The following is a 25,124-nucleotide window of genomic DNA, read 5'->3' on the forward strand; positions in this document are numbered from 1 at the left end:
GTCGGTTACTCCTTTTCCTGCTGCTCAGGGCGCCAGGTTCTCACCGCCCAGATCAGCAAACCGATAATGAAGAACGCGCTGGGGGCCAGCAGGAACAGACCGTTCGGCAGATACCAGCCACCGTTTTGCACGGTATCCAGTACGGTGATGCCAAACAGCTTGCCGCTACCGATCAGCTCACGCAGGAAACCGACCGTCAGCAGGATCACGCCATAGCCGAGACCGTTGCCGATCCCATCCATAAAGCTGGCCAGCGGCGGCATCTTCATGGCATAGGCCTCTGCGCGTCCCATTACGATGCAGTTGGTGATAATCAGGCCGACAAACACCGACAGCTGCTTTGAAGTTTCGTAGGCAAACGCCCGCAGCAACTGATCCACCACGATCACCAGCGAGGCGATAATCGCCATCTGCACGATGATGCGCACGCTGTTGGGGATGTGATGGCGGATCATCGAGATGAACATGCTGGAAAATGCCGTCACCAGGGTTACCGCCAGGGTCATCACCACGGCGGTTTCCAGTTTGGTAGTCACCGCCAGCGCCGAACAGACGCCCAGTACCTGCAGGGTGATCGGGTTGTTGGCGATGAGCGGCCCGATAAGAACCCGTTTAACTTCTTTCAGTTCGCCCGCATCAGCCATTGTTCAGCTCTCCTTCACGTACCTTTTTAAGAAAGGGTCCAAAACCCAGCTCACCCATCCAGAAATCAAAGCTGTGCTGAACGCCGTTTGAGGTCAGGGTGGCGCCGGAAAGGCCATCAACGGCGTACTCATCACCCGAACGCGCGCCTCCTTTTATCACTTTCAAAGCCGGTTGGCCGTTATCATCCAGCACTTTTTTGCCCACAAACTGCGCTCGCCAGGCCGGGTTTTCCACTTCGCCGCCCAGCCCCGGGGTTTCCCCCTGATCGTAATAAGTGATGCCTTTAATCGTACGGCCATTGGTGTTGAGAGCGACGAAGGCGTACATCATCGACCATAGCCCGTTGCCATATACCGGAAGAACCAGCTCCTGAACGCGCTTTTGCTCATCGCGCACCAGGTAGATCTCTGCTGTGTTGCTGCGACGTTTGATGCCAGCGGGATCCTGGCTGGCCTCCAGTTCAGTGCTGCGCTGCGGATCTTTCAGCGCCTGCGCCTGGTTATAGCTGGCCGGATCGCTCTCCAGCAGCTCGCCGGTATTGAGATCGACCAGACGCGGTGTGATGCGTTCAGCGAAGAGTTCCGCCACATCCTCGGCGCTCATTTCGCCCTGCATCAGGCCCGCTACTGCCAGAATGTTACGCTGCTTGTCGAGGGCGCGTTGCTCCTGCTGGCGAGGCTTAAGCCCTACCGCAGAGCCTGCCACCACGATGGAACAGACCAGACACAGTACGATGATCACCATCAGCGTCTTGCCGATGCTGTCATTATTTTTCATCTCAGCCACGCGCCTTCCTCCGTTTGATGTTGGCACGCACCACCAGGTAATCGAACAGCGGCGCAAACAGGTTGGCGAACAGGATCGCCAGCATCATTCCTTCCGGGTAGGCCGGGTTGACGACACGAATCAGGACACACATAACCCCGATAAGCGCGCCGTACCACCATTTCCCTTTGTTAGTGAACGAGGCCGAAACCGGGTCGGTCGCCATAAACATCATGCCGAAGGCGAAACCGCCCAGTACCAGATGCCAGTACCACGGCATGGCGAACATCGGGTTGGTGGCTGAGCCGATCAGGTTAAACAGCGTGGCAGTGAGGATCATGCCGAGCATTACACCCGCCACAATGCGCCAGGAGGCGACGCGGCCAAACAGAATGATGGCCCCGCCAATCAGGATCATCAGCGTGGAAACTTCCCCGATCGAGCCAGGAATGGTGCCGATAAAGGCATCGAACCAACTCACTGGCTGGCCGGTCGCGTTGTTGATCAACGACTCGCCGCCATGGGCGGCCCACTGCGACAGTGGCGTCGCACCAGAGAAACCGTCCGCTGCCGTCCAGACCAGATCGCCAGAGATCTGCGCCGGGTAGGCAAAGAACAGGAACGCCCGTCCGGCCAGAGCCGGGTTAAGGAAGTTGCGTCCGGTGCCACCGAAGATCTCCTTCGCCATCACCACGCCAAAGCTGATACCCATCGCCGCCTGCCACAGAGGCAAGGTCGGAGGAACAATCAGGGCAAACAGAATGGAGGTAACAAAGAAGCCTTCGTTGATCTCATGCTTGCGGATAATCGCGAACAGCACTTCCCAGAAGCCGCCGACCAAAAATACCGTCAGGTAGATAGGCAGGAAATAGACCGCTCCCAGCGTCATCATGCTGATCCAACCAGCATCCGGGGTAAAGCTGACGCCGAGCATCTGCGCCACCCGGTAGTGCCAATCGCCTGCGATAACCTGCGACAGCTGCTGGGCATCATAAAGATGCGTCAGCGCGGGGATCGTTTGCAGACCAACATTATACATACCCCAGAACATCGCCGGGAACACTGCGAACCAGACGAGGATCATCATGCGCTTGAGGTCGATGGCGTCGCGCACGTGCGCAGCCCCTTTTGTGACCTGGCCTGGCGTATAGAGCAACGTCGCGGTCGCTTCAAATAGCGGGTAATACTTTTCCAGCTTGCCGCCGTGGGTAAAATGCGGCTCCAGCTTTTCAATGAGATGTTTCAGGCCCATCAGTTATCCTTCCTGCTCAATGCGGGTTAACACCTCGCGCAATACGGGTCCGTATTCGTATTTACCGGGGCAAACGTAGGTGCACAGCGCCAGATCTTCTTCATCCAGTTCGAGGCAGCCCAGCGCCTGGGCACTGTCGGTATCGCCCGCCAGCAGATCGCGTAGCAGCAGGGTCGGCAGGATGTCGAGCGGCATTACGCGCTCGTAGTTACCGATGGGCACCATAGCCCGCTCGCCGCCATGGGTATCCGTGGAGAAGTTAAACAGTTTGTTGCGCAGGAAGTGGCCCAGCGTCGTGCGGGTAACGGAGAACTTCTCTTTGCCGGGCATTACCCAGCCGAACAGCTCTTTCTCGCGTCCCTCTTTCACCACGCTTATCTGTAAATGAAAACGCCCAAGATAAGCATGGGCACCTACTGCATGCCTGCCGCTCAGCACAGACCCCGAAATATGGCGGTTTTCGCCCTCCAGGGTTTCGTCCACCAGCAGGTCATTGATGTCTGCGCCCAGGCAGGTGCGCACCAGCCGAGGGTTGCGCATCTGTGGGCCGCCCAGAGCGATAACCCGATCGGTATACAGCTCGCCGGTGGTGAACAGTTTGCCGATGGCGATAACGTCCTGGTAGTTAAGATGCCAGACCTGTTTGGTCAGGCTGACGGCCTCCAGGAAATGGATGTGCGTGCCTGGCAACCCTGCCGGATGCGGCCCGGCGAAGGTATTAAACGTTACCTTTCCTTGAGGATGCCCGCCCAGCTTGCCGCCGTTCTCCTGGCAAACATGCACTTTGCCGTCCGTCAGGTGCGTGAGAAGGGTCAGCCCGGCATCGAATGCCTGACGCTGCGCCAGAATAAGAGGCTGCGGGTCAGCGCTAAGCGGGTTGGTATCCATCGCGGTGACAAAGATGGCGGCCGGCATAGTGCCGGGCACCGGCGTTTTGCTGAAAGGACGGGTACGCAGCGCCGTCCACAACCCTGATTCCAGCAGTTGCGCTTGTACAGCCTGACGGGTGAGCGAGGGGAGATCGGCGACATCGTAGCGGGTAAATTCGCGCTGCCGATCGCCTTCAAGCCGGATCACCACCGATTGCAGCACGCGACGTTCGCCACGATGAATGGCCACCACCGTCCCGCTGGCGGGTGCGGTGAAGAGGACGCCGGGATTTTTTTTATCCTCGAATAACGCCTGGCCCTTAGTAACGCTATCGCCCTCCTGCACCAGCATGGTGGGACGCATACCAATGTAGTCGTCCCCCATGATCGCCACATGGCGGGGTGTTGCAGAAGGCAATATCTGCTGTAAAGGGATGCCAGAAATCGGCAAATCAAGTCCTTTTCTGATTCTAATCATAGTGTTAGTTGATATCCATGAGTAACCGTTCCGGCCAGGATGCCGGACGAGTCAGAAGTCGTTGCACAGGATAGAGAAAGGGGGCGAGAACTCGCCTGTATGAGCAGCAGAACCGTGGATGATCCTGAAAAAGCGTCCTTTCTTACCCTTCAGTCATAAGACGGCCGCAGTGTACCATTTTCCCCTATCAGGCGGCAGGGATAACGCAGCGGCAGGTGCTAAAATGCGACCGATTACGCAAAGTTCTCAATGCCAGCGCGGTTAATCCAGGTTATAAGGGAAAACTATTTTGTAAACCGACGTGCTGACGCTTGCGAAAAAATGCAGTGGTGCTAATGTGAGCACGCCTAATGCAGATAAATCTGATTTCGGGTCTCTTTTGCCGTCCTGGCAAGTTGGTTATGTTTTATCAAGGAACCTGTAGTATGCGTAAAATCGCATTGTTCATTGCGATGCTTCTTATTCCCTGCGTTTCGTTTGCCGGGCTGCTCAGCAGCAACAGTTCAACGACACCAGTTAGCAAAGAATACAAGCAGCAGTTGATGGGCTCTCCGGTCTATATCCAGATCTTTAAAGAAGAGCGCACGTTAGACCTGTACGTGAAGATGGGTGAGACGTATCAGCTGCTCGACAGCTATAAAATCTGTAACTACTCCGGCGGCCTCGGCCCGAAACAGCGTCAGGGCGATTTTAAAAGCCCGGAGGGGTTCTACAGCGTTCAGCGTAGCCAGCTAAAACCAGACAGCCGCTTCTATAAAGCCATCAACATCGGTTTCCCGAATGCCTTTGACCGTGCGCATGGCTATGACGGTAAATACCTGATGATCCACGGTGCCTGTGTCTCTGTTGGCTGCTACGCCATGACCGACAGCGGAATCGATGAGATCTTCCAGTTTGTGACCGGTGCGCTGGTGTTTGGCCAGTCGGCCGTCCAGGTGAGCATCTATCCGTTCCGTATGACCGACGCTAACATGCAGCGTCATCAACGCTCTTACTATGCGGATTTCTGGAAACAGCTGAAACCGGGTTATGACTACTTCCAGCAGACGCGTAAGCCGCCAACCGTTTCGGTGGTGGATGGACGTTATGTGGTCAGCAAGCCGCTGAGCCACGAAGTGGTCCATCCACAGCTGGCGTCAAACTACGCGCTCCCCGAGACAAAATAAGATCCACTCGCCTGGCATAATCTTTTGCCAGGTTTCGTTGCCGGTCAGCGGCTGCGTTGCAATCACAGTGACCACATCGTTCGGTGTGGTCTCTGTCTGAAAATCAATTTCCACATCCTGATCCAGAAGCTTTGCCACGCCAAAAGGTGCGCGGCGGGTGATCCAGAAAAGATTCGTAGAGCAGAACGCCATCACGTAGCGCCCGTCAGACAACAGCATATTAAACACGCCTTTCTCACGTAACTCAGACGCCAGTGACGCAATGTATTTAAACACGGCGGTCATATTGCTGGGGGTACGTGGGTAGCGCTCAGTCAATTTATGCAGCAACCAGCAGAAGGCCTTTTCACTGTCGGTTTCCCCCACCGGGCGGAAGTTGCCGGTCTCCAGCGATTTATAGCCGCTCAGTTGGCCGTTGTGGGCGTAAGTCCAGTTGCGTCCCCACAGCTCGCGGGTAAACGGATGGGTGTTTTCCAGCGCGACTTCACCGCGGTTGGCCTGGCGAATATGGGCCACCACCGAGCAGGATTTAATCGGATAATCCTGCACCAGTTTGGCAATCGGAGAGTTGAAGCTGGGTTGTGGATCCTTGAACGTGCGACAGCCTTTTCCTTCGTAGAAGGTGATACCCCAGCCGTCTTTATGCGGCCCGGTTCCTCCACCGCGCTGCACCAGCCCGGTAAAACTGAAGCAGATATCGGTCGGCACATTGGCGCTCATCCCGAGCAGTTCGCACATACATCACCTCCACAACAGCGGGGGCGATACGCCCCCAGCGAAGTCTTACTTGACCATCTCTTTTTCGATTAACTGAATCAGAATGTGGATCACTTTGATGTGAATTTCCTGAATACGATCAGCATAACCGAAGTGAGGCACACGAATTTCGATATCCGCCGTACCCGCCATTTTGCCGCCGTCTTTGCCGGTCAGGGTAATGACTTTCATCCCCTTCTCGCGGGCTGCTTCAATGGCTTTGATCACGTTGCCGGAATTGCCGGAAGTAGAGATCCCCAGCAGGACATCCCCTTCACGCCCTACCGCTTCGACATAGCGGGAAAAGATGTGATCGTAACCGAAGTCGTTGCCGACGCAGGAGATGTGGCTGACGTCAGAGATGGCAATCGCCGGATAGCCCGGACGGTTTTCACGATAACGACCGGTCAGCTCTTCGGCAAAGTGCATGGCATCACAATGTGAACCGCCATTGCCGCAGGAGAGCACCTTACCGCCCTCTTTGAAGCTGTCGGCAAGCAGGACCGCCGCGCGCTGAATAGCGTGAATATTGGCTTCATCTTTCAGAAAGTTAGCCAGCGTTTCCGCCGCTTCGTTCAGTTCGTTACGAATAAGATCCTGGTACATGAGGATAATCCTTCAGTATTGATGAAATAACAGAGCAAGTTTACCGGATAGCGGTAAAAGCGAGAAGCTAAAGCCGCATCAATCATCGGGCGTTTTGCTTTTTTGTGGCGCGTAAAACCTGAACAATGTGAACCAGGTTGTAATTATTTTGTGAATGCATTGCTAAAAGAAATAACATCCACTACAACCATATCATCACAAGTGGTCAGACCTCCTACAAGACAGGGAGCTTTTCGTTATGATGATTTTAAGTATTCTCTTATCCGTTGTTCTGCTCGGGGTGTTGTTCTACCACCGGGTTAGCTTAGTTTTGAGCAGCGTTATCTTACTGGCCTGGACCGCTGCACTCGGCTTGGCTGGCATCTGGAACCCTTGGGTGCTGGTTCCGCTGGCGATCATCCTGGTGCCATTCAACGTCGCCTCCATGCGTAAGTCGATGATTTCCGCTCCGGTATTCCGCGGCTTCCGTAAAGTAATGCCGCCGATGTCGCGGACCGAAAAAGAGGCCATCGACGCTGGCACCACCTGGTGGGAAGGCGACCTGTTCCAGGGCAAGCCAGACTGGAAAAAGCTGCATAACTATCCGCAGCCGCGCCTTACTGCGGAAGAGCAGGCATTTATTGATGGCCCGGTTGAAGAAGCCTGCCGGATGGCGAATGACTTCCAGATCACGCATGAAATGGCCGATCTGCCGCCGGAACTGTGGGCATTTTTAAAAGAGCATCGCTTCTTCGCGATGATCATTAAGAAAGAGTACGGCGGGCTGGAGTTCTCTGCTTACGCTCAGGCACGTGTTCTGCAAAAACTGTCCGGCGTTTCCGGGATTCTGGCGATCACCGTCGGCGTGCCTAACTCATTAGGCCCAGGTGAACTGCTGCAACATTACGGTACTGAAGAGCAGAAAGATCACTATCTGCCGCGTCTGGCACGCGGTCTGGAAATCCCTTGCTTCGCACTGACCAGCCCGGAAGCGGGTTCTGATGCAGGCGCTATCCCGGACACCGGCGTGGTCTGTATGGGCGAGTGGCAGGGTGAGCAGGTGCTGGGTATGCGCCTGACCTGGAACAAACGCTACATTACGCTGGCCCCCATCGCCACCGTGCTGGGCCTGGCCTTTAAACTCTCCGACCCGAACAAGCTGTTAGGGGGTGAAGAGGATCTGGGCATTACCTGTGCGCTGATCCCAACCTCTACCCCGGGTGTGGAAATTGGTCGTCGTCACTTCCCGCTGAACGTGCCGTTCCAGAACGGTCCGACCCGCGGTCAGGATATCTTTGTCCCGATTGATTACATCATCGGCGGCCCAAAAATGGCCGGTCAGGGCTGGCGTATGCTGGTGGAATGTCTGTCCGTTGGCCGCGGCATTACGCTGCCGTCGAACTCAACCGGTGGGCTGAAATCCGTGGCGATGGGGATTGGCGCTTACGCTCACATCCGCCGTCAGTTCAAAGTTTCTATCGGTAAGATGGAAGGGATTGAGGAGCCGCTGGCACGTATCGCGGGGAATGCCTACGTGATGGATGCGGCAGCTTCATTAATTACCTATGGGATTATGCTGGGTGAAAAACCGGCCGTGCTGTCAGCTATCGTGAAGTACCACTGTACTCACCGTGCGCAGCAGTCGATCATCGATGCAATGGATATTGCTGGCGGGAAAGGCATTATGCTGGGCGAAGGCAACTTCCTGGCGCGTGGCTATCAGGGCGCACCTATTGCCATCACCGTAGAAGGGGCAAACATTCTGACCCGCAGCATGATGATCTTCGGTCAGGGCGCAATCCGCTGCCATCCATACGTACTGGAAGAGATGGCAGCCGCACAAAACAACGACGTGGATGCCTTCGATAAACTGCTGTTTAAACACATCGGCCACGTCGGCAGCAACAAAGTACGCAGCTTCTGGCTGGGACTGACCCGCGGCCTGACCAGCGCCACACCTACCGGCGATGCAACCCGTCGTTACTATCAGCATCTGAACCGTCTGAGTGCCAACCTTGCGCTACTCTCCGACGTATCGATGGCGGTACTGGGTGGTAGCCTGAAACGCCGGGAACGTATCTCTGCGCGTCTGGGTGATGTGCTGAGCCAGATCTTCCTCGCCTCGGCGGTACTGAAACGCTACGACGATGAAGGTCGTCACGAAGCGGATCTGCCATTGGTTCACTGGGGCGTGCAGGATGCGCTGTATCAGGCGGAACAGGCCATCGACGATCTGCTGGTGAACTTTCCGAACCGCTTTGTGGCTGGCGCGCTGCGCGTGGTCATCTTCCCGACCGGTCGTCACTATCTGGCGCCGTCCGATAAGCTGGACCACAAAGTAGCGAAGATCCTACAGGTGCCGAGCGCGACCCGCTCCCGTATCGGCCGCGGCCAATATCTGACGCCAAGCGAGCATAACCCGGTTGGCCTGCTGGAAGAGGCGCTGCTGGATGTGATGGCAGCCGATCCGATTCATCAGAAGATCTGCAAGCAGTTGGGCAAAAACCTGCCATTTACCCGTCTGGATGAACTGGCGAAACAGGCGCTGGCGGGCGGCATCATCAGCCAGGATGAAGCAGCCGTGCTGATCAAAGCTGAAGAGAGCCGTCTGCGCAGTATCAACGTCGATGATTTCGACGCCGATGAGCTGGCGACACAGCCGGTAAAGTTTGCAGAGAGTGTGCGTAAACCTGAAGCCGCCTAACCCGTTTCAGTGCTAAAGAACCCCGCCTGGTGCGGGGTTTTTTATTGCCACCCGTTTCTCTGATTGTCGTGCTACAGTGTCAAAATGTGGTTCTTCGAGGAGTCTTACTGTGCCTGGTTTGAAGATTACGCTTTTGCAACAACCGCTGGTGTGGATGGATGGCCCCGCCAACCTGCGCCATTTTGATCGTCAACTGGAGGGGATCACCGGACGCGATATTATTATCCTGCCGGAAATGTTCACCACCGGGTTTGCCATGGAAGCGGCAAAACAGTCTCTGCCACAGGCGGATGTGGTCGCCTGGATGCAGGCCAGGGCGCAGCAAACCCAGGCGCTAATCGCCGGAAGCGCCGCCTTGCAGACCGAACGCGGGCCGGTTAACCGTTTTCTGCTGGTGGAGCCTGAGGGTAAGGTGCATTTCTATGATAAGCGCCACCTGTTCCGCATGGCGGATGAGCACCAGCATTATGAAGCGGGTAACGAGCGGCTGGTGTTTGAGTGGCGCGGCTGGCGCATTCTGCCCTTAGTCTGTTACGACCTGCGCTTCCCGGTGTGGTCGCGTAACCGTAACGATTATGACCTGGCGCTGTATGTCGCTAACTGGCCTGCCCCGCGCTCGCTGCACTGGCAGGCACTGCTGACAGCAAGGGCCATCGAGAACCAGGCCTATGTTGCGGGCTGCAACCGGGTCGGTACCGACGGTAACGGGCATCACTATCGCGGCGACAGCCGGGTGATTAATCCGCAGGGCGAGATCATCGCCACCGCAGATCCCCATCATGCTACGCGCATTGACGCAGAGCTGTCGCTGACGGCATTAAGAGAATATCGGGAGAAGTTTCCTGCCTGGCAGGATGCGGATCCGTTTAGCATTAATTAAACATCAGCCGGGCGGCACCAACGTTTGCTGCCTGGCTAAATTAGCTACGTGATAAAATGACAAAGGCCTGAATCATTGCTGATTCAGGCCTTCTTAATAGTGGCGGAACGGACGGGACTCGAACCCGCGACCCCCTGCGTGACAGGCAGGTATTCTAACCGACTGAACTACCGCTCCGCTGTGTTCCCTTGGGAACGAGGCAGATATTACGGTTTGCCTCCGATCCCGTCAATGCTTTTTCTCTGCTTTTGAATCGTTTGCTGCAAAAACACTCCAAACGGTTATTTTAACAGCGCTTCCGCCGCATTTAGCCGCGCCAGAGGCAGCTACCGCCCTTCTTCTGTACCAGATCCAGACGCGATTCATGCGCCAGTAACTCTTCATCGCTTGCGAGAATAACGCGTAATGCGCTGGACTGACGGACAAGGCGCTGGATTTCGCTCTCCCCGGTCTGCTGTTGTGAATCGTTATCGGCATTAAAGGCCAAAGCGGTCTGGCCACCCGTCATAATCAGATAGACATCGGCCAGGATCTGGGCATCGAGCAATGCCCCGTGCAGCGTTCGCTTGCTGTTATCTATTTCATAGCGCGAGCACAACGCATCAAGACTATTACGTTTGCCGGGGAACATCCTTCTTGCCATCGCCAGGCTGTCGGTGACTTTACAGAAGGTGTCGGTCTTCGGCAGACCGCGGTTGAGCTTGCTGAACTCATAATCCATAAAGCCGATATCAAACGAGGCGTTATGAATGACCAGCTCGCCACCTTTGATGTAGTCGATGAATTCATCGGCGACGTCGGCAAAGGTAGGTTTATCCAGTAAGAATTCATCTGCGATACCGTGAACGCCAAAGGCTTCCGGGTCCACCAGCCGGTCTGGCTTCAGGTAGACATGGAAGTTATTGCCGGTAAGACGGCGGTTGATCACCTCTACCGCACCGATCTCAATGATCTTGTGCCCTTCATAGTGAGCACCGATCTGGTTCATACCCGTGGTTTCGGTATCGAGGACAATGATCCTGTCGGCGTTATGTGTGTCTGCAATACTCATTCTGAAAACCTGCTCTGTTCAATGGCGACATTGTAAACAACCTGGTCAGGCCTTCAAAGGCTAAATCGCATCGACTTTATTTTGCAGTGCTGATGACGACCATTTATGTCAGACTTACCGTTTTGATTACAGGATGTCTGCCAGGATGCGTAAACAGGTAGAGATTTACACCGACGGATCATGCCTCGGCAACCCAGGCCCGGGGGGCTACGGTGCGATTTTGCGTTATCGCGAACACGAAAAAACCTTCAACGAAGGCTATCGCCTGACCACCAACAACCGTATGGAGTTGATGGCGGCGATTGTTGCCCTCGAGGCGCTGAAAGAGCACTGCGATATTGTGCTGAGCACGGACAGCCAGTATGTGCGCCAGGGGATCACTCAGTGGATCCATAACTGGAAAAAACGGGGCTGGAAAACAGCCGACAAAAAACCGGTGAAGAATGTCGACCTCTGGCAGCGTCTTGATGCGGCACTCAGCCAGCATAAAATCCAGTGGGAATGGGTGAAAGGCCACGCCGGGCATCCTGAAAACGAACGCTGCGACGAACTGGCCCGCGCTGCCGCAATGAATCCGCAACATGAAGATGTCGGGTATAAACCGGAAGCCTGATTAGGGCTTACGATATTGTCGCGTGGCGCCCACGGCGGCACGCAGTCGGGTTTTCGCCTTGCTTTGCTTCATGGGATTGAGCGTCAGGGGAATGGTTCGCTTGCGCGCCACAATCAGTTGCATACAGCCCAGCGCCGGGAAATGGGTGCTGAGCATCTTCCCGCCCTGCCGCGTCCAGGGTAATACCTGAAAACCGCTATGGTGCATCACCTCAAAGTTGAGCAGCGACAGCCAGTCCAACTGACGCATCAGGGTGAACATCCGGCTGTTGTACGGCGGGGTGCGGCGCAGCACCGGCACCAGCTTGCGCAAGCCCATCAGGCTCATCGGGTTGAATCCGCTGATCACCAGCCAGCCATCGTCAATCAGAACCCGGTCGGCTTCGCGGAGTAAACGGTGGGGATCGTCGCACCAGGGCAGCGAATGCGCCAGCAGGCAGGCATCCACGGATTTTTCAGCAAACGGCAGATGTAACGGATTGGCCTTCACCTGAACAGGCTCGCCCCCCAGCGACACATTGACCTGATGTGAAATCCCGCAGCTTTCAGAGTTGATTTCCGCGCTCAGATTGCCAATCTTAAGCAGGTGAAAACCATACATTTTCGCAAACCAGGGCTTTAGCTGCTGCTCAAGCGCTTCGCGATAGTATTCACCCCAGGGCAATTCCGCCCAATGTGCTGGTGCTGAGACAATCTGAGGTATCCTTGCCGGTTTCATCAAAACACCCGCCACGCTATGAGAGGTAATGTATGAATCTTATCAGTATTCCTGCGTTTCAGGACAATTACATCTGGGTTTTAACAAATGATGAAGGTCGTTGCATTATTGTCGATCCTGGTGAGGCTGAGCCGGTATTAAAGGCCATTGAGCAAAACCAGTGGCAACCAGAAGCGATTCTGCTTACTCATCATCACCACGATCATGTGGGCGGTGTCGCGGCGATCTGTGCAAAATTTCCTCATCTTGTGGTCTGCGGCCCCGCTGAAACACAAAATAAGGGCACCACACGCGTAGTCGAAGATGGGGAAAAGATCCTCATTCTTGAGTCGGAGTTTTCTGTAATTGCCACTCCGGGTCACACTTTAGGACATATCTCGTTCTTCAGTTTTCCTTATCTTTTTTGTGGCGATACGATGTTTTCTGGCGGCTGCGGGAGACTGTTCGAAGGTACGCCAGCCCAGATGTACCAGTCCTTCCAGAAAATTAACGCCCTTCCTGAAGACACCCTCATTTGTTGCGCACATGAATACACTTTAGCGAATATGAAGTTTGCAATGCACGTTCTGCCAGAGGATGTGGCAATTCAGGATTATTACCACAAAGTGAATGAGTTACGTGCAAAAAATCAAAAAACACTGCCCGGAATTCTGAAAAATGAGCGTAAAATTAATTTATTTCTTAGAGTAAATGATATTGATTTAATTAATAAATTTACCAAAGAAACAAATATGCAACAACCTGAGCAATGTTTCGCATGGTTAAGGGCGAAGAAAGATAACTTCTGACAATTGCGTGTTGCCTTTTTAAATATTCGTCGTTATCATCGCTCGTCTTTTAAGCAACTATTGACACACACATGAAGGCAAAAGCGATATTACTCGCCTCTGTCCTGCTTGTGGGTTGCCAGGCGTCTCAGAACACTGGCAACGTACAACAGCACGCACAGAGCCTTTCTGCAGCTGGTCAAGGGGAAGCAGGGAAGTTTACAAGTCAATCGCGATGGGCAGACGATGGGACGTCTTTCGCACAGGATCAAGACTTGTGGGTCTCTATTGGCGACGAGCTGAAGATGGGGATTCCGGAAAACAGCCGGATTCGCGAACAGAAACAGAAGTATTTAAGCAATAAGAGCTATCTCCACGATGTAACTTTACGGGCAGAGCCGTATATGTACTGGATAGCAGGGCAAGTTAAGAAACGTAACATGCCCATGGAACTGGTACTACTACCCATAGTGGAGAGCGCTTTTGACCCACACGCAACGTCTGGCGCCAAGGCCGCAGGTCTTTGGCAGATCATACCGAGCACAGGGCGAAATTATGGTTTAAAACAGACCCGCAACTACGATGCACGTCGTGATGTGGTCGCCTCGACGACTGCCGCTCTCGACATGATGCAACGTCTGAACAAGATGTTCGACGGTGACTGGTTGCTGACTGTCGCTGCGTATAACAGCGGTGAGGGTCGTGTACTGAAGGCAATGAAAGCGAATAAAGCACGGGGTAAACCTACCGACTTTTGGTCGCTTCCACTGCCACGGGAAACCAAACTATACGTACCGAAAATGCTGGCTTTGAGTGAAATCTTCAAAAACAGCCAACAGTACGGCGTGAAGCTGCCGACTTCGGACGAAAGTCGCGCGCTGGCGAGAGTGCGTATCAACAACCCTGTTGAATTGAGACAGGTTGCGGATATGGCAGGTATCTCGGTCACCAAACTGAAAGCCTTCAACGCAGGTGTGAAAGGCTCTACGCTTGGTAACAGCGGGCCGAAATACGTTCTGGTGCCGCAGAAGCACGCTGAACAGCTACGGGTATCGCTGGCTGCAGGTGAAATTGCTGCGGTTCAGTCTACGCTGATCGCGGATAATTCACCGGTTAACAGCCGGAGCTATCAGGTACGTACAGGCGATACGCTTTCAGGCATTGCATCACGTCTTGGCGTGAGCACGAAAGATCTGCAGCAGTGGAACAAGCTGCGCGGTTCTACCCTGAAAGTGGGTCAGAACCTGACGATTGGCGCGGGTAACAGCGCACAGCGTCTCGCTAATAACAACGATAGCATTACCTATCGTGTGCAAAAAGGCGACTCGCTTTCGAGTATTGCGAAGCGTCACGGCGTGAACATCAAAGATGTGATGCGCTGGAATAGCGATACCGACAATCTGCAGCCTGGCGATCGGATAACGTTATTTGTGAAAAACAACGCCACTCCGGATTCCTGATTTCAGAAACCTGAAGTAAAAAGGCACCGATTCCCCTCGGTGCCTTTTTTGTTTTATCCCGCCTTTTGGGCTTCAGCGAAGAGAGTATCGCTGGTAAAGGAGCCTTCTTCCTGCAATGCAAAATAGGCTTTTACCTCAGCGGAAGCGCTGTCCTGATACAGTCTGATCGCCTGGCTTAATGCCTCGGGCGTGCGCATACGAGCAATCCAGGAGGAGAACTCCAGCGTCAGCCTGTCGGTTTCCAGTGCCCGTGTAATCAGCCCTGCTTCAGTGAACATGGATAACCACTCACCGCTGGAATAATTACGGACATGCGAGGTATCACGCAGGGCTTCAACCGTCTGCAACCAGATATCACGTACAGGATGACCCGGCGACATGATATCCATGATGATCACTAAACCGCCCGGCTTCAGAACCCGTTTAACCTCGCGCAACGCCTGGCCGACATCATGCCAGTGATGCGCCGAGTAGCGGCTAATAACGATATCGAACGATTGATCGGCAAAGGGTAAGGATTCAGCATAACCCTGACGGGTGGCGATATTCGCCAGCCCCTTCTCACTGGCGGCCGCAGAGACGACCTCCAGCATCTGGCTGGATAAATCGTATGCTGTTACATGGCTAACCTGCTGTGCCGCTACAAAGCTGGCATGACCCGCACCGCAGCCTAAATCCAGCACGCTGGCATCGGGGAAGTCGGCCAGACGTTCAGCCAGACGCTGCAGATCGCGCCCGGATGCGTGAACCGCACTGGTGAGATAGGCTTTCGCCTGGGAGCCAAACTGTTTTTCTACGTTGTCATGATGGGACTGTGTTGTCATTTTGCTGTCCTTCGGTTGATGAAAAATAAAGGGCAGCACCTGCGCAGGCCTGCCCCACGGCAGACCTGACGCACCTCTATCGCTCAGGCTTGCCGGGACTGAATTCGACGAGTAGCGGATTGTGATCGGATGCACGAGTCACCAGCACTGAGGCTTCGTGCACGTTCAGACCACGATAGAAGACAAAATCGAGTGGACGACCAAACGCCTTGCGACGCTGATCATCGGTAAAGCGTACTTCGCGCAGCGACATCTCACGCGCAAAGCGATAAAGCGCATTCATACGTGGACGGCTCCAGGCATTGAAATCACCGGCCATGACAACCGGACCGCTGTGATGCGCGATCTGATCGCCGATAGGCAGTAACTGTTTGCTGTAGACGTCAACGCCGAGGCTGAAATTGACCGCGTGAATGTTCACCACCATCAGCAGGCGAGTATCCGGCAGCGGGTAGACGGTGACCAGAGCAGATTTTGCCAGGCGCAGGAGCGGCTCACGTTCGCGCAGTGGGCAGCAATAAACCGGGTGAGCGGCTGAGAGCGTCATCACGCCTGACGGATGCTGCGGCAGGACAAATGCCGGCACCTGGTCGGCGGCGAGGTAGTTAGTGGTTGCAAACCTTACCAGCTCAGGGGTGGTTTGCGCCTCCTGCAGCAGAACGAGATGCGCATCCTTACCAAAGTTCTGCAGGACGGATAACCATTCAGCACGCTGCTGTTTAAAGATATTCCACACCAGCACCCGGATTTTTTCATCGCTGCTTAAAGGTGCGCCGGCGGGCAACGCCTGACCAATGCTCGCAAACGAACCCGGCGGTAATATTCTCTCCGCAGGTTGTCCGGCAACATAACGCATGGCATAGGTATTTTTTCGCACGATGTGAAACGACCTCTATAGACAGAACCCGTCCAGAAACAGGAGCGGGTTCTAATGTTATAGGGTTTTCAGCTCACACTTTCAACGCAATTACGGATAAACCGCTGTTTCGTTTTGTTAGCAAGTGCTTACACCAGGCTTATTCCGGCACAACACGAGCGGGATTATCCAGACGACCACTCAGGCCAATCAACAAAAATGCGACAAGAACGATAACGGCACCAATCCACGGAGTTTGCGCCAGACCGAAGTGTTCAACGGTCTGCCCACCAATAATAGACCCGAGCGCAATCCCAACATTGAAAGCGGCAATGTTCAAACCAGACGCCACATCGACAGCGTTGGGGGTATACAGCTCGGCTTTCTGCACCACATAAACCTGCAAGCCCGGTACGTTGCCGAAGGCGAAGATCCCCATCACCAGTACCGTCGCCAGTGCGGCATACTGCATTGAGGCAGTGAACTGGAAGACCAGCAGCAGGATAACCAGCGCGGCAAAGATAATTTTCAATGCCGGAACGGCGCCGTGTTTATCTGCCAGCTTGCCGCCCCAGATGTTGCCGATTGCTACCGAAACGCCATAACCCAACAGGATCCAACTGACTGCACTCGGAGAGAAGCCAGCCAGATCCTGCATCATTGGCGCCAGGAAGGTAAACGCGGTAAACACACCGCCATAACCCAGCGCCGTAATGGCATAGATCATGAGCAGACGTGGATGGGTCAGGACCTTTAGCTGATCGCGCAACGTCGCTGCAGCACGACCTGGAATGTTCGATGGGATCAGTACCAGGCTGCTGATCAACGCAATGACCCCGAGCAGCGAGACCGCCAGGAAGGTTTCACGCCAGCCAAAATGCTGACCAATAAAGGTTCCCAGCGGCACACCGGTAACCAGCGCCACGGTTAAACCACCAAACATGATGGCAATGGCCGAGGCCGCTTTCTCTTTAGGTACCAGACTCGTCGCGATGGTTGAGCCGATGGAGAAGAAGACGCCATGGGCAAGACCCGTCAGCAGGCGGGCAATGACCAGTGTCGTGTAATCAGGTGCCTGCCAGGCAAGAATGTTTCCGGCAGTGAATAACACCATTAAGGCCATCAGCAACTGCTTACGCGGCAGGCGACCGGTTAATGCGGTCAGCACCGGCGCGCCAATCGCGACACCAAGGGCATAGATGGAGACCAGCAAACCTGCCGAAGGCAGTGAGATAGCAAGCTGGTCCGCAATCGTAGGAACCAGACCTACAATAACAAATTCGGTAGTGCCGATTGCGAAGGCACTGATCGTCAGGGCAAGTAGCGCCAGAGGCATAAAAAACTCCGTCTCATCAGGATTAAGATGACACGGAGTATGCGCCAGTGTTTAAATAACAAAAATGCTCAAAGTATCAATATAATTTTGCGGATTAAGCAACAATGAAAGCAACCTCTGAGGAACTGGCGATCTTCGTCGCCGTCGTGGAGAGCGGTAGTTTCAGCCGTGCCGCCGAACAGCTGGGTCAGGCGAACTCCGCCGTCAGCCGGTCGGTCAAAAAGCTGGAGATGAAGCTGGGTGTTAGCCTGCTTAACCGGACGACCCGTCAGCTAAGCCTGACCGAGGAAGGCGAACGTTATTTTCGGCGCGTGCAGTCTATTCTGCAGGAGATGGCGGCGGCAGAAACGGAAATTATGGAAACGCGTAGCACGCCACGCGGCCTGTTACGCATTGACGCCGCCACGCCTGTAGTGCTGCATTTCCTGATGCCGTTGATTAAACCTTTCCGCGAACGTTATCCTGAAATGACTTTGTCTCTGGTCTCGTCTGAAACCTTCATTAATCTGATTGAGCGCAAAGTGGATGTGGCGATCCGCGCCGGGACGCTGACCGATTCCAGCCTGCGGGCACGCCCGTTGTTCACCAGTTATCGCAAAGTTATCGCCTCCCCGGCCTATATAGCCCGGTTTGGCAAGCCTGAGACGATTGAGGAGCTTAAGCAGCATCTGTGCCTGGGCTTCACGGAACCGGTATCCCTTAATACCTGGCCCCTCGCCTGCCATGATGGCCAACTTCATGAAGTGGTCAGCGGCTTATCTTCGAACAGTGGCGAGACGCTCAAGCAGTTATGCCTTGAAGGGAACGGGATTGCCTGTCTTTCGGATTATATGATTGATAAAGAGATAGCCCGGGGCGAGTTGGTCGAGCTGATGGCCGATAAACGTCTGCCGGTAGAGATGCCCTTTAGTGCGGTCTACTACAGCGACAGAGCGGTAAGCACCCGAATTCGGGCCTTTATCGACTTTCTGAGCGAGCATGTAAAACAGCTCCCGAAGGAGCTGTAAGAGGGTTAAGGGTACAGAAGCGGGGGGTTAAATTAATCCCACTTCGGCGCCAGACCTTCCGGGCTGACCAGGCGATCGTTGCAATCCAGTGCTGCGATCGCTTTTTTATCCTCCTGATCCAGCGTCAGATCCTGAGCCAGCAGGTTACTTGCCAGATTTTCACGTTTGGTTGAAGAAGGGATCACCGCATAACCCTCTCCCATCGCCCACGCCAGGATAACCTGAGCAGCAGTGGCACTATGTTTAGCAGCGATACGCAGAATGGTTTCGTCTTTCAGCGCTTTGCCGTAAGCCAGCGTCATATAAGAGGTAATATGGATGCCATGCTGCTGCGCCCATTCCACCACCTGACGGTTTTGCAGGTAAGGAGAAAGCTCGATCTGATTGGTCGCGATATTTTCTGCGCCGACAGCCGCAATAGCTTTTTCCATCAATGGGATAGTGAAGTTAGAAATTCCTATTTCGCGCGTCAGCCCCTGGGATTTGGCTTCCAGCAATGCCTGCATAAACTCTTCAACCGCTACCGCATCGTTCGGTGATGGCCAGTGGATCAAGGTGAGATCGACATAATCAGTACGCAGCTTTTTCAGGCTCTCTTTCAGGCTTGGGATTAACTTCTCTTTGCTGAGATTTTCAATCCAGATCTTGGTGGTGATAAAAAGTGCGTCGCGCGGTACACCGCTCTCTTCGATGGCCTGACCGACAGCGGCTTCGTTATCGTAGATCTGTGCGGTATCAAGGGCGCGATAACCCAGTTCGAGAGCAGTTTTAACGGATGCGATTACAACGTCGTCTTTCAGGCGGAAAGTGCCGAGACCAAATGCAGGGATAGCCATTGAATTCCTCTTTTTTCATCATGTTTGCTAACAAAGAGGATTATTACTGCTGTGGCTATTTGAAAAAAGAGCGTATTAAGCAGAGGATTTTTGCATTTATGGCAATAATTAAAAAACAGACAAGAAAAAAGCCCTGAGCGTTAGCTCAGGGCTTTCAATAAGTGGCGGAACGGACGGGACTCGAACCCGCGACCCCCTGCGTGACAGGCAGGTATTCTAACCGACTGAACTACCGCTCCACCGAATACTTCTGTAACCACCGGGTTACTGCCCCGGTTCACTACGTAATTTGATGCCTGGCAGTTCCCTACTCTCGCATGGGGAGACCCCACACTACCATCGGCGCTACGGCGTTTCACTTCTGAGTTCGGCATGGGGTCAGGTGGGACCACCGCGCTACAGCCGCCAGGCAAATTCTGTTTCCGGGCCGCCTCGCGGGCCACCCGGTTAATCCGGTATCAGCTGAAAATTGTCTCAGTCACCGAAAACAGCTTCGGCGTTGTAAGGTTAAGCCTCACGGTTCATTAGTATCGGTTAGCTCAACGCATCGCTGCGCTTACACACCCGACCTATCAACGTCGTCGTCTTCAACGTTCCTTCAGGAGCCTTAAAGGCTCAGGGAGAACTCATCTCGGGGCAAGTTTCGTGCTTAGATGCTTTCAGCACTTATCTTTTCCGCATTTAGCTACCGGGCAGTGCCATTGGCATGACAACCCGAACACCAGTGATGCGTCCACTCCGGTCCTCTCGTACTAGGAGCAGCCCCCCTCAATTCTCCAGCGCCCACGGCAGATAGGGACCGAACTGTCTCACGACGTTCTAAACCCAGCTCGCGTACCACTTTAAACGGCGAACAGCCGTACCCTTGGGACCTACTTCAGCCCCAGGATGTGATGAGCCGACATCGAGGTGCCAAACACCGCCGTCGATATGAACTCTTGGGCGGTATCAGCCTGTTATCCCCGGAGTACCTTTTATCCGTTGAGCGATGGCCCTTCCATACAGAACCACCGGATCACTATGACCTGCTTTCGCACCTGCTCGAGCCGTCACTCTCGCAGTCAAGCTAGCTTATGCCATTGCACTAACCTCCTGATGTCCGACCAGGATTAGCTAACCTTCGTGCTCCTCCGTTACTCTTTAGGAGGAGACCGCCCCAGTCAAACTACCCACCAGACACTGTCCGCAACCCGGGTAACGGGTCCACGTTAGAACACCAGCCATTAAAGGGTGGTATTTCAAGGATGGCTCCACGCAGACTGGCGTCCACGCTTCAAAGCCTCCCACCTATCCTACACATCAAGGACCAGTGTTCAGTGTCAAGCTATAGTAAAGGTTCACGGGGTCTTTCCGTCTTGCCGCGGGTACACTGCATCTTCACAGCGATTTCAATTTCACTGAGTCTCGGGTGGAGACAGCCTGGCCATCATTACGCCATTCGTGCAGGTCGGAACTTACCCGACAAGGAATTTCGCTACCTTAGGACCGTTATAGTTACGGCCGCCGTTTACCGGGGCTTCGATCAAGAGCTTCGCGTTGCCGCTAACCCCATCAATTAACCTTCCGGCACCGGGCAGGCGTCACACCGTATACGTCCACTTTCGTGTTTGCACAGTGCTGTGTTTTTAATAAACAGTTGCAGCCAGCTGGTATCTTCGACTGATTTCAGCTCCACCCGCAGGGGCTTCACCTACATATCAGCGTGCCTTCTCCCGAAGTTACGGCACCATTTTGCCTAGTTCCTTCACCCGAGTTCTCTCAAGCGCCTTGGTATTCTCTACCTGACCACCTGTGTCGGTTTGGGGTACGATTTGATGTTACCTGATGCTTAGAGGCTTTTCCTGGAAGCAGGGCATTTGTTACTTCAGCACCGTAGTGCCTCGTCATCACACCTCAGCGTTAATAAGGTACCGGATTTACCTGGAACCTCCGCCTACATGCTTAAACCGGGACAACCGTCGCCCGGCCAACATAGCCTTCTCCGTCCCCCCTTCGCAGTAACACCGAGTACAGGAATATTAACCTGTTTCCCATCGACTACGCCTTTCGGCCTCGCCTTAGGGGTCGACTCACCCTGCCCCGATTAACGTTGGACAGGAACCCTTGGTCTTCCGGCGAGCGGGCTTTTCACCCGCTTTATCGTTACTTATGTCAGCATTCGCACTTCTGATACCTCCAGCAACCCTCACAGGTCACCTTCGACGGCTTACAGAACGCTCCCCTACCCAACAACACCTAAGTGTCGCTGCCGCAGCTTCGGTGCATGGTTTAGCCCCGTTACATCTTCCGCGCAGGCCGACTCGACCAGTGAGCTATTACGCTTTCTTTAAATGATGGCTGCTTCTAAGCCAACATCCTGGCTGTCTGTGCCTTCCCACATCGTTTCCCACTTAACCATGACTTTGGGACCTTAGCTGGCGGTCTGGGTTGTTTCCCTCTTCACGACGGACGTTAGCACCCGCCGTGTGTCTCCCGTGATAACATTCTCCGGTATTCGCAGTTTGCATCGGGTTGGTAAGCCGGGATGGCCCCCTAGCCGAAACAGTGCTCTACCCCCGGAGATGAATTCACGAGGCGCTACCTAAATAGCTTTCGGGGAGAACCAGCTATCTCCCGGTTTGATTGGCCTTTCACCCCCAGCCACAGGTCATCCGCTAATTTTTCAACATTAGTCGGTTCGGTCCTCCAGTTAGTGTTACCCAACCTTCAACCTGCCCATGGCTAGATCACCGGGTTTCGGGTCTATACCCTGCAACTTAACGCCCAGTTAAGACTCGGTTTCCCTTCGGCTCCCCTATACGGTTAACCTTGCTACAGAATATAAGTCGCTGACCCATTATACAAAAGGTACGCAGTCACACCACAAGGGTGCTCCCACTGCTTGTACGTACACGGTTTCAGGTTCTTTTTCACTCCCCTCGCCGGGGTTCTTTTCGCCTTTCCCTCACGGTACTGGTTCACTATCGGTCAGTCAGGAGTATTTAGCCTTGGAGGATGGTCCCCCCATATTCAGACAGGATACCACGTGTCCCGCCCTACTCTTCGAGTTCACAGCAGGTGTATCTTCGTGTACGGGAGTATCACCCTGTACCCTGCGACTTTCCAGACGCTTCCACTGACACACATGCTGATTCAGACTCTGGGCTGCTCCCCGTTCGCTCGCCGCTACTGGGGGAATCTCGGTTGATTTCTTTTCCTCAGGGTACTTAGATGTTTCAGTTCCCCTGGTTCGCTTCGTTAAGCTATGTATTCACTTAACGATAGTGTGACGAGTCACACTGGGTTTCCCCATTCGGAAATCGCCGGTTATAACGGTTCATATCACCTTACCGGCGCTTATCGCAGATTAGCACGTCCTTCATCGCCTCTGACTGCCTAGGCATCCACCGTGTACGCTTGGTCGCTTAACCTCACAACCCGAAGCTGTTTCACTTCTGATTGCGAAATCCGAGACCCGACCACACCTTCATCTGCTCTTATTACGGAGAACAGACACAGTGCGTCGTTTCAATTTTCAGCTTGATCCAGATTTTTAAAGAGCAAAACTTCGCAGCGCACCTTTTCAGGTACACTCTGAAGTTTTCTTGTGGTCGCAGTAAAAGGATGGTGGAGCTATGCGGGATCGAACCGCAGACCTCCTGCGTGCAAGGCAGGCGCTCTCCCAGCTGAGCTATAACCCCATCGCAAAATGCTAATCTCTGTACCGCTCATCCTTTATTACAAGGAGTCTGGTAGGCCTGAGTGGACTTGAACCACCGACCTCACCCTTATCAGGGGTGCGCTCTAACCACCTGAGCTACAAGCCTGCAGAGATTTTTTACTGCTTCTTTTTCATCAGACAATCTGTGTGGACACTACAAAGGCAGGTTCTTTAAGGTAAGGAGGTGATCCAACCGCAGGTTCCCCTACGGTTACCTTGTTACGACTTCACCCCAGTCATGAATCACAAAGTGGTAAGCGCCCTCCCGAAGGTTAAGCTACCTACTTCTTTTGCAACCCACTCCCATGGTGTGACGGGCGGTGTGTACAAGGCCCGGGAACGTATTCACCGTAGCATTCTGATCTACGATTACTAGCGATTCCGACTTCATGGAGTCGAGTTGCAGACTCCAATCCGGACTACGACGCACTTTATGAGGTCCGCTTGCTCTCGCGAGGTCGCTTCTCTTTGTATGCGCCATTGTAGCACGTGTGTAGCCCTACTCGTAAGGGCCATGATGACTTGACGTCATCCCCACCTTCCTCCAGTTTATCACTGGCAGTCTCCTTTGAGTTCCCGGCCTAGCCGCTGGCAACAAAGGATAAGGGTTGCGCTCGTTGCGGGACTTAACCCAACATTTCACAACACGAGCTGACGACAGCCATGCAGCACCTGTCTCAGAGTTCCCGAAGGCACCAAAGCATCTCTGCTAAGTTCTCTGGATGTCAAGAGTAGGTAAGGTTCTTCGCGTTGCATCGAATTAAACCACATGCTCCACCGCTTGTGCGGGCCCCCGTCAATTCATTTGAGTTTTAACCTTGCGGCCGTACTCCCCAGGCGGTCGACTTAACGCGTTAGCTCCGGAAGCCACTCCTCAAGGGAACAACCTCCAAGTCGACATCGTTTACGGCGTGGACTACCAGGGTATCTAATCCTGTTTGCTCCCCACGCTTTCGCACCTGAGCGTCAGTCTTTGTCCAGGGGGCCGCCTTCGCCACCGGTATTCCTCCAGATCTCTACGCATTTCACCGCTACACCTGGAATTCTACCCCCCTCTACAAGACTCTAGCCTGCCAGTTTCGAATGCAGTTCCCAGGTTGAGCCCGGGGATTTCACATCCGACTTGACAGACCGCCTGCGTGCGCTTTACGCCCAGTAATTCCGATTAACGCTTGCACCCTCCGTATTACCGCGGCTGCTGGCACGGAGTTAGCCGGTGCTTCTTCTGCGGGTAACGTCAATTGCTGCGGTTATTAACCACAACACCTTCCTCCCCGCTGAAAGTACTTTACAACCCGAAGGCCTTCTTCATACACGCGGCATGGCTGCATCAGGCTTGCGCCCATTGTGCAATATTCCCCACTGCTGCCTCCCGTAGGAGTCTGGACCGTGTCTCAGTTCCAGTGTGGCTGGTCATCCTCTCAGACCAGCTAGGGATCGTCGCCTAGGTGAGCCATTACCCCACCTACTAGCTAATCCCATCTGGGCACATCTGATGGCAAGAGGCCCGAAGGTCCCCCTCTTTGGTCTTGCGACGTTATGCGGTATTAGCTACCGTTTCCAGTAGTTATCCCCCTCCATCAGGCAGTTTCCCAGACATTACTCACCCGTCCGCCACTCGTCACCCGAGAGCAAGCTCTCTGTGCTACCGTTCGACTTGCATGTGTTAGGCCTGCCGCCAGCGTTCAATCTGAGCCATGATCAAACTCTTCAATTTAAGTTTGATGCTCGTGAATTAAACTTCGTAATGAATTACGTATGTTCACTCAGAGACTTGGTATTCATTTATTGTCTTTCGACATTAAGAATCCATGTCACTTTGAGTGCCCACACAGATTGTCTGATAAATTGTTAAAG

At 54.0% G+C, this 25,124-nt stretch carries 18 protein-coding genes, 4 tRNA genes, 3 rRNA genes and 1 pseudogene; 7 read left to right on the forward strand and 19 right to left on the reverse strand.

Annotated features, from left to right (window positions below):
- Positions 1–5: 5 nt before the first annotated feature.
- From C3F35_RS07385 to C3F35_RS07400, 4 genes are read right to left on the reverse strand one after another with little or no spacing between them, the layout of a single operon-like run.
- Positions 6–644: an NADH:ubiquinone reductase (Na(+)-transporting) subunit D gene (locus C3F35_RS07385; RefSeq protein WP_032616678.1), complete on the reverse strand. Its 639-nt coding sequence runs from the start codon at positions 642–644 to the stop codon at positions 6–8.
- Positions 637–1,431 carry a Na(+)-translocating NADH-quinone reductase subunit C gene (locus C3F35_RS07390; protein ID WP_103793500.1) on the reverse strand — a complete coding sequence of 265 codons (795 nt, stop codon included), beginning with the start codon at positions 1,429–1,431 and terminating at the stop codon, positions 637–639. The genes C3F35_RS07385 and C3F35_RS07390 overlap by 8 nt, the downstream gene beginning before the upstream one ends.
- Entirely contained in the window at positions 1,424–2,662 is a 1,239-nt protein-coding gene (locus C3F35_RS07395; protein ID WP_077226798.1) for an NADH:ubiquinone reductase (Na(+)-transporting) subunit B, read from the reverse strand. Before C3F35_RS07395 ends, C3F35_RS07390 begins: the two co-directional genes overlap by 8 nt.
- Before the next feature lie 3 nt (positions 2,663–2,665).
- On the reverse strand, positions 2,666–4,009 hold the full coding sequence (locus tag C3F35_RS07400; RefSeq protein WP_103793499.1) for a Na(+)-translocating NADH-quinone reductase subunit A: 1,344 nt from the start codon (positions 4,007–4,009) through the stop codon (positions 2,666–2,668).
- 425 nt (positions 4,010–4,434) lie between these two features.
- On the opposite strand from C3F35_RS07400, the gene dpaA reads away from it, so the two are divergent.
- On the forward strand, positions 4,435–5,175 hold the full coding sequence (dpaA, locus tag C3F35_RS07405) for a peptidoglycan meso-diaminopimelic acid protein amidase (RefSeq protein WP_032616671.1): 741 nt from the start codon (positions 4,435–4,437) through the stop codon (positions 5,173–5,175).
- Here dpaA and C3F35_RS07410 read toward each other — a convergent pair.
- Positions 5,146–5,913 (reverse strand): class II glutamine amidotransferase, encoded by a 768-nt coding sequence (locus C3F35_RS07410; RefSeq protein WP_032616670.1) that lies wholly within the window; start codon positions 5,911–5,913, stop codon positions 5,146–5,148. The two genes, dpaA and C3F35_RS07410, sit on opposite strands and share 30 nt — an antisense overlap.
- Before the next feature lie 45 nt (positions 5,914–5,958).
- A complete protein-coding gene (gene lpcA / locus C3F35_RS07415; RefSeq protein ID WP_059308682.1) occupies positions 5,959–6,537 on the reverse strand; it encodes a D-sedoheptulose 7-phosphate isomerase in 579 nt (192 codons plus the stop codon).
- 238 nt (positions 6,538–6,775) lie between these two features.
- Between lpcA and fadE the strand changes: the two genes are divergently transcribed.
- Positions 6,776–9,220 (forward strand): acyl-CoA dehydrogenase FadE, encoded by a 2,445-nt coding sequence (gene fadE / locus C3F35_RS07420; RefSeq protein ID WP_103793498.1) that lies wholly within the window; start codon positions 6,776–6,778, stop codon positions 9,218–9,220.
- A 109-nt stretch (positions 9,221–9,329) separates the two neighbouring features.
- Positions 9,330–10,100, forward strand: coding sequence for an amidohydrolase (locus C3F35_RS07425; protein WP_032616667.1), 771 nt, complete (start codon positions 9,330–9,332; stop codon positions 10,098–10,100).
- A 100-nt stretch (positions 10,101–10,200) separates the two neighbouring features.
- Here the strand turns inward: C3F35_RS07425 and C3F35_RS07430 are convergent.
- Together C3F35_RS07430 and dnaQ are read right to left on the reverse strand one after the other, a co-directional pair.
- A tRNA-Asp gene (locus tag C3F35_RS07430) sits at positions 10,201–10,277 on the reverse strand.
- Between the two features lie 130 nt (positions 10,278–10,407).
- Entirely contained in the window at positions 10,408–11,151 is a 744-nt protein-coding gene (gene dnaQ / locus C3F35_RS07435) for a DNA polymerase III subunit epsilon (RefSeq protein WP_032616666.1), read from the reverse strand.
- 145 nt (positions 11,152–11,296) lie between these two features.
- On the opposite strand from dnaQ, the gene rnhA reads away from it, so the two are divergent.
- Complete coding sequence (gene rnhA, locus C3F35_RS07440) at positions 11,297–11,764, forward strand: ribonuclease HI (protein ID WP_103793497.1); 468 nt, start codon at positions 11,297–11,299, stop codon at positions 11,762–11,764.
- Here rnhA and C3F35_RS07445 read toward each other — a convergent pair whose 3' ends face one another.
- Positions 11,765–12,481 (reverse strand): class I SAM-dependent methyltransferase, encoded by a 717-nt coding sequence (locus tag C3F35_RS07445; RefSeq protein WP_059309144.1) that lies wholly within the window; start codon positions 12,479–12,481, stop codon positions 11,765–11,767.
- A 32-nt stretch (positions 12,482–12,513) separates the two neighbouring features.
- Here C3F35_RS07445 and gloB point away from each other — a divergent pair, with 32 nt between their 5' ends.
- Positions 12,514–13,269 (forward strand): hydroxyacylglutathione hydrolase, encoded by a 756-nt coding sequence (gene gloB, locus C3F35_RS07450; RefSeq protein ID WP_103793496.1) that lies wholly within the window; start codon positions 12,514–12,516, stop codon positions 13,267–13,269.
- Between the two features lie 71 nt (positions 13,270–13,340).
- Entirely contained in the window at positions 13,341–14,708 is a 1,368-nt protein-coding gene (gene mltD, locus C3F35_RS07455) for a murein transglycosylase D (protein ID WP_059308685.1), read from the forward strand.
- Between the two features lie 53 nt (positions 14,709–14,761).
- On the opposite strand, the gene C3F35_RS07460 is transcribed toward mltD, so the two are convergent.
- The 3 genes from C3F35_RS07460 to C3F35_RS07470 all read right to left on the reverse strand — a co-directional run bounded on the left by C3F35_RS07460 (position 14,762) and on the right by C3F35_RS07470 (position 17,724).
- Positions 14,762–15,532, reverse strand: a complete 771-nt coding sequence (locus tag C3F35_RS07460) for a class I SAM-dependent methyltransferase (RefSeq protein WP_032616662.1) — start codon at positions 15,530–15,532, stop codon at positions 14,762–14,764.
- Between the two features lie 76 nt (positions 15,533–15,608).
- The gene (locus C3F35_RS07465; RefSeq protein ID WP_032616661.1) at positions 15,609–16,409 is read right to left on the reverse strand and encodes an endonuclease/exonuclease/phosphatase family protein; all 801 of its coding nucleotides are present in this window, start codon (positions 16,407–16,409) and stop codon (positions 15,609–15,611) included.
- Between the two features lie 139 nt (positions 16,410–16,548).
- A complete protein-coding gene (locus tag C3F35_RS07470) occupies positions 16,549–17,724 on the reverse strand; it encodes an MFS transporter (RefSeq protein WP_103793495.1) in 1,176 nt (391 codons plus the stop codon).
- Between the two features lie 104 nt (positions 17,725–17,828).
- On the opposite strand from C3F35_RS07470, the pseudogene yafC reads away from it, so the two are divergent.
- Positions 17,829–18,733, forward strand: a pseudogene (gene yafC / locus C3F35_RS07475) (DNA-binding transcriptional regulator YafC); the annotation flags it as partial.
- A 30-nt stretch (positions 18,734–18,763) separates the two neighbouring features.
- Here the strand turns inward: yafC and dkgB are convergent.
- The 7 genes from dkgB to C3F35_RS07510 all read right to left on the reverse strand — a co-directional run bounded on the left by dkgB (position 18,764) and on the right by C3F35_RS07510 (position 24,984).
- On the reverse strand, positions 18,764–19,567 hold the full coding sequence (gene dkgB / locus C3F35_RS07480; RefSeq protein WP_103793494.1) for a 2,5-didehydrogluconate reductase DkgB: 804 nt from the start codon (positions 19,565–19,567) through the stop codon (positions 18,764–18,766).
- A gap of 162 nt (positions 19,568–19,729) precedes the next feature.
- Positions 19,730–19,806: transfer RNA gene (locus tag C3F35_RS07485), tRNA-Asp, on the reverse strand.
- A 55-nt stretch (positions 19,807–19,861) separates the two neighbouring features.
- A 5S ribosomal RNA gene (gene rrf, locus C3F35_RS07490) occupies positions 19,862–19,977 on the reverse strand.
- A gap of 93 nt (positions 19,978–20,070) precedes the next feature.
- Positions 20,071–22,977, reverse strand: a 23S ribosomal RNA gene (locus C3F35_RS07495).
- A gap of 194 nt (positions 22,978–23,171) precedes the next feature.
- Positions 23,172–23,247, reverse strand: a tRNA-Ala gene (locus C3F35_RS07500).
- 49 nt (positions 23,248–23,296) lie between these two features.
- Positions 23,297–23,373: transfer RNA gene (locus C3F35_RS07505), tRNA-Ile, on the reverse strand.
- 71 nt (positions 23,374–23,444) lie between these two features.
- Positions 23,445–24,984: ribosomal RNA gene (locus C3F35_RS07510) — 16S ribosomal RNA — on the reverse strand.
- Together the 16S, 23S and 5S rRNA genes with 3 tRNA genes alongside form the textbook arrangement of a ribosomal RNA operon.
- Positions 24,985–25,124 lie beyond the last annotated feature (140 nt).

It is taken from the genome of Leclercia sp. LSNIH3 (assembly GCF_002935105.1).
In the GTDB taxonomy this organism is placed as follows: Bacteria; Pseudomonadota; Gammaproteobacteria; order Enterobacterales; family Enterobacteriaceae; genus Enterobacter; species Enterobacter adecarboxylatus.

Coding starts and splice junctions, on each gene's coding strand:
- C3F35_RS07385 (WP_032616678.1), bottom strand. CDS start 644: ATGGCTGATGCGGGCGAACTGAAAGAAGTTAAACGGGTTCTTATCGGG.
- C3F35_RS07395 (WP_077226798.1), bottom strand. CDS start 2,662: ATGGGCCTGAAACATCTCATTGAAAAGCTGGAGCCGCATTTTACCCAC.
- C3F35_RS07400 (WP_103793499.1), bottom strand. CDS start 4,009: ATGATTAGAATCAGAAAAGGACTTGATTTGCCGATTTCTGGCATCCCT.
- dpaA (WP_032616671.1), top strand. CDS start 4,435: ATGCGTAAAATCGCATTGTTCATTGCGATGCTTCTTATTCCCTGCGTT.
- C3F35_RS07410 (WP_032616670.1), bottom strand. CDS start 5,913: ATGTGCGAACTGCTCGGGATGAGCGCCAATGTGCCGACCGATATCTGC.
- lpcA (WP_059308682.1), bottom strand. CDS start 6,537: ATGTACCAGGATCTTATTCGTAACGAACTGAACGAAGCGGCGGAAACG.
- fadE (WP_103793498.1), top strand. CDS start 6,776: ATGATGATTTTAAGTATTCTCTTATCCGTTGTTCTGCTCGGGGTGTTG.
- dnaQ (WP_032616666.1), bottom strand. CDS start 11,151: ATGAGTATTGCAGACACACATAACGCCGACAGGATCATTGTCCTCGAT.
- rnhA (WP_103793497.1), top strand. CDS start 11,297: ATGCGTAAACAGGTAGAGATTTACACCGACGGATCATGCCTCGGCAAC.
- C3F35_RS07445 (WP_059309144.1), bottom strand. CDS start 12,481: ATGAAACCGGCAAGGATACCTCAGATTGTCTCAGCACCAGCACATTGG.
- gloB (WP_103793496.1), top strand. CDS start 12,514: ATGAATCTTATCAGTATTCCTGCGTTTCAGGACAATTACATCTGGGTT.
- mltD (WP_059308685.1), top strand. CDS start 13,341: ATGAAGGCAAAAGCGATATTACTCGCCTCTGTCCTGCTTGTGGGTTGC.
- C3F35_RS07460 (WP_032616662.1), bottom strand. CDS start 15,532: ATGACAACACAGTCCCATCATGACAACGTAGAAAAACAGTTTGGCTCC.
- C3F35_RS07470 (WP_103793495.1), bottom strand. CDS start 17,724: ATGCCTCTGGCGCTACTTGCCCTGACGATCAGTGCCTTCGCAATCGGC.
- dkgB (WP_103793494.1), bottom strand. CDS start 19,567: ATGGCTATCCCTGCATTTGGTCTCGGCACTTTCCGCCTGAAAGACGAC.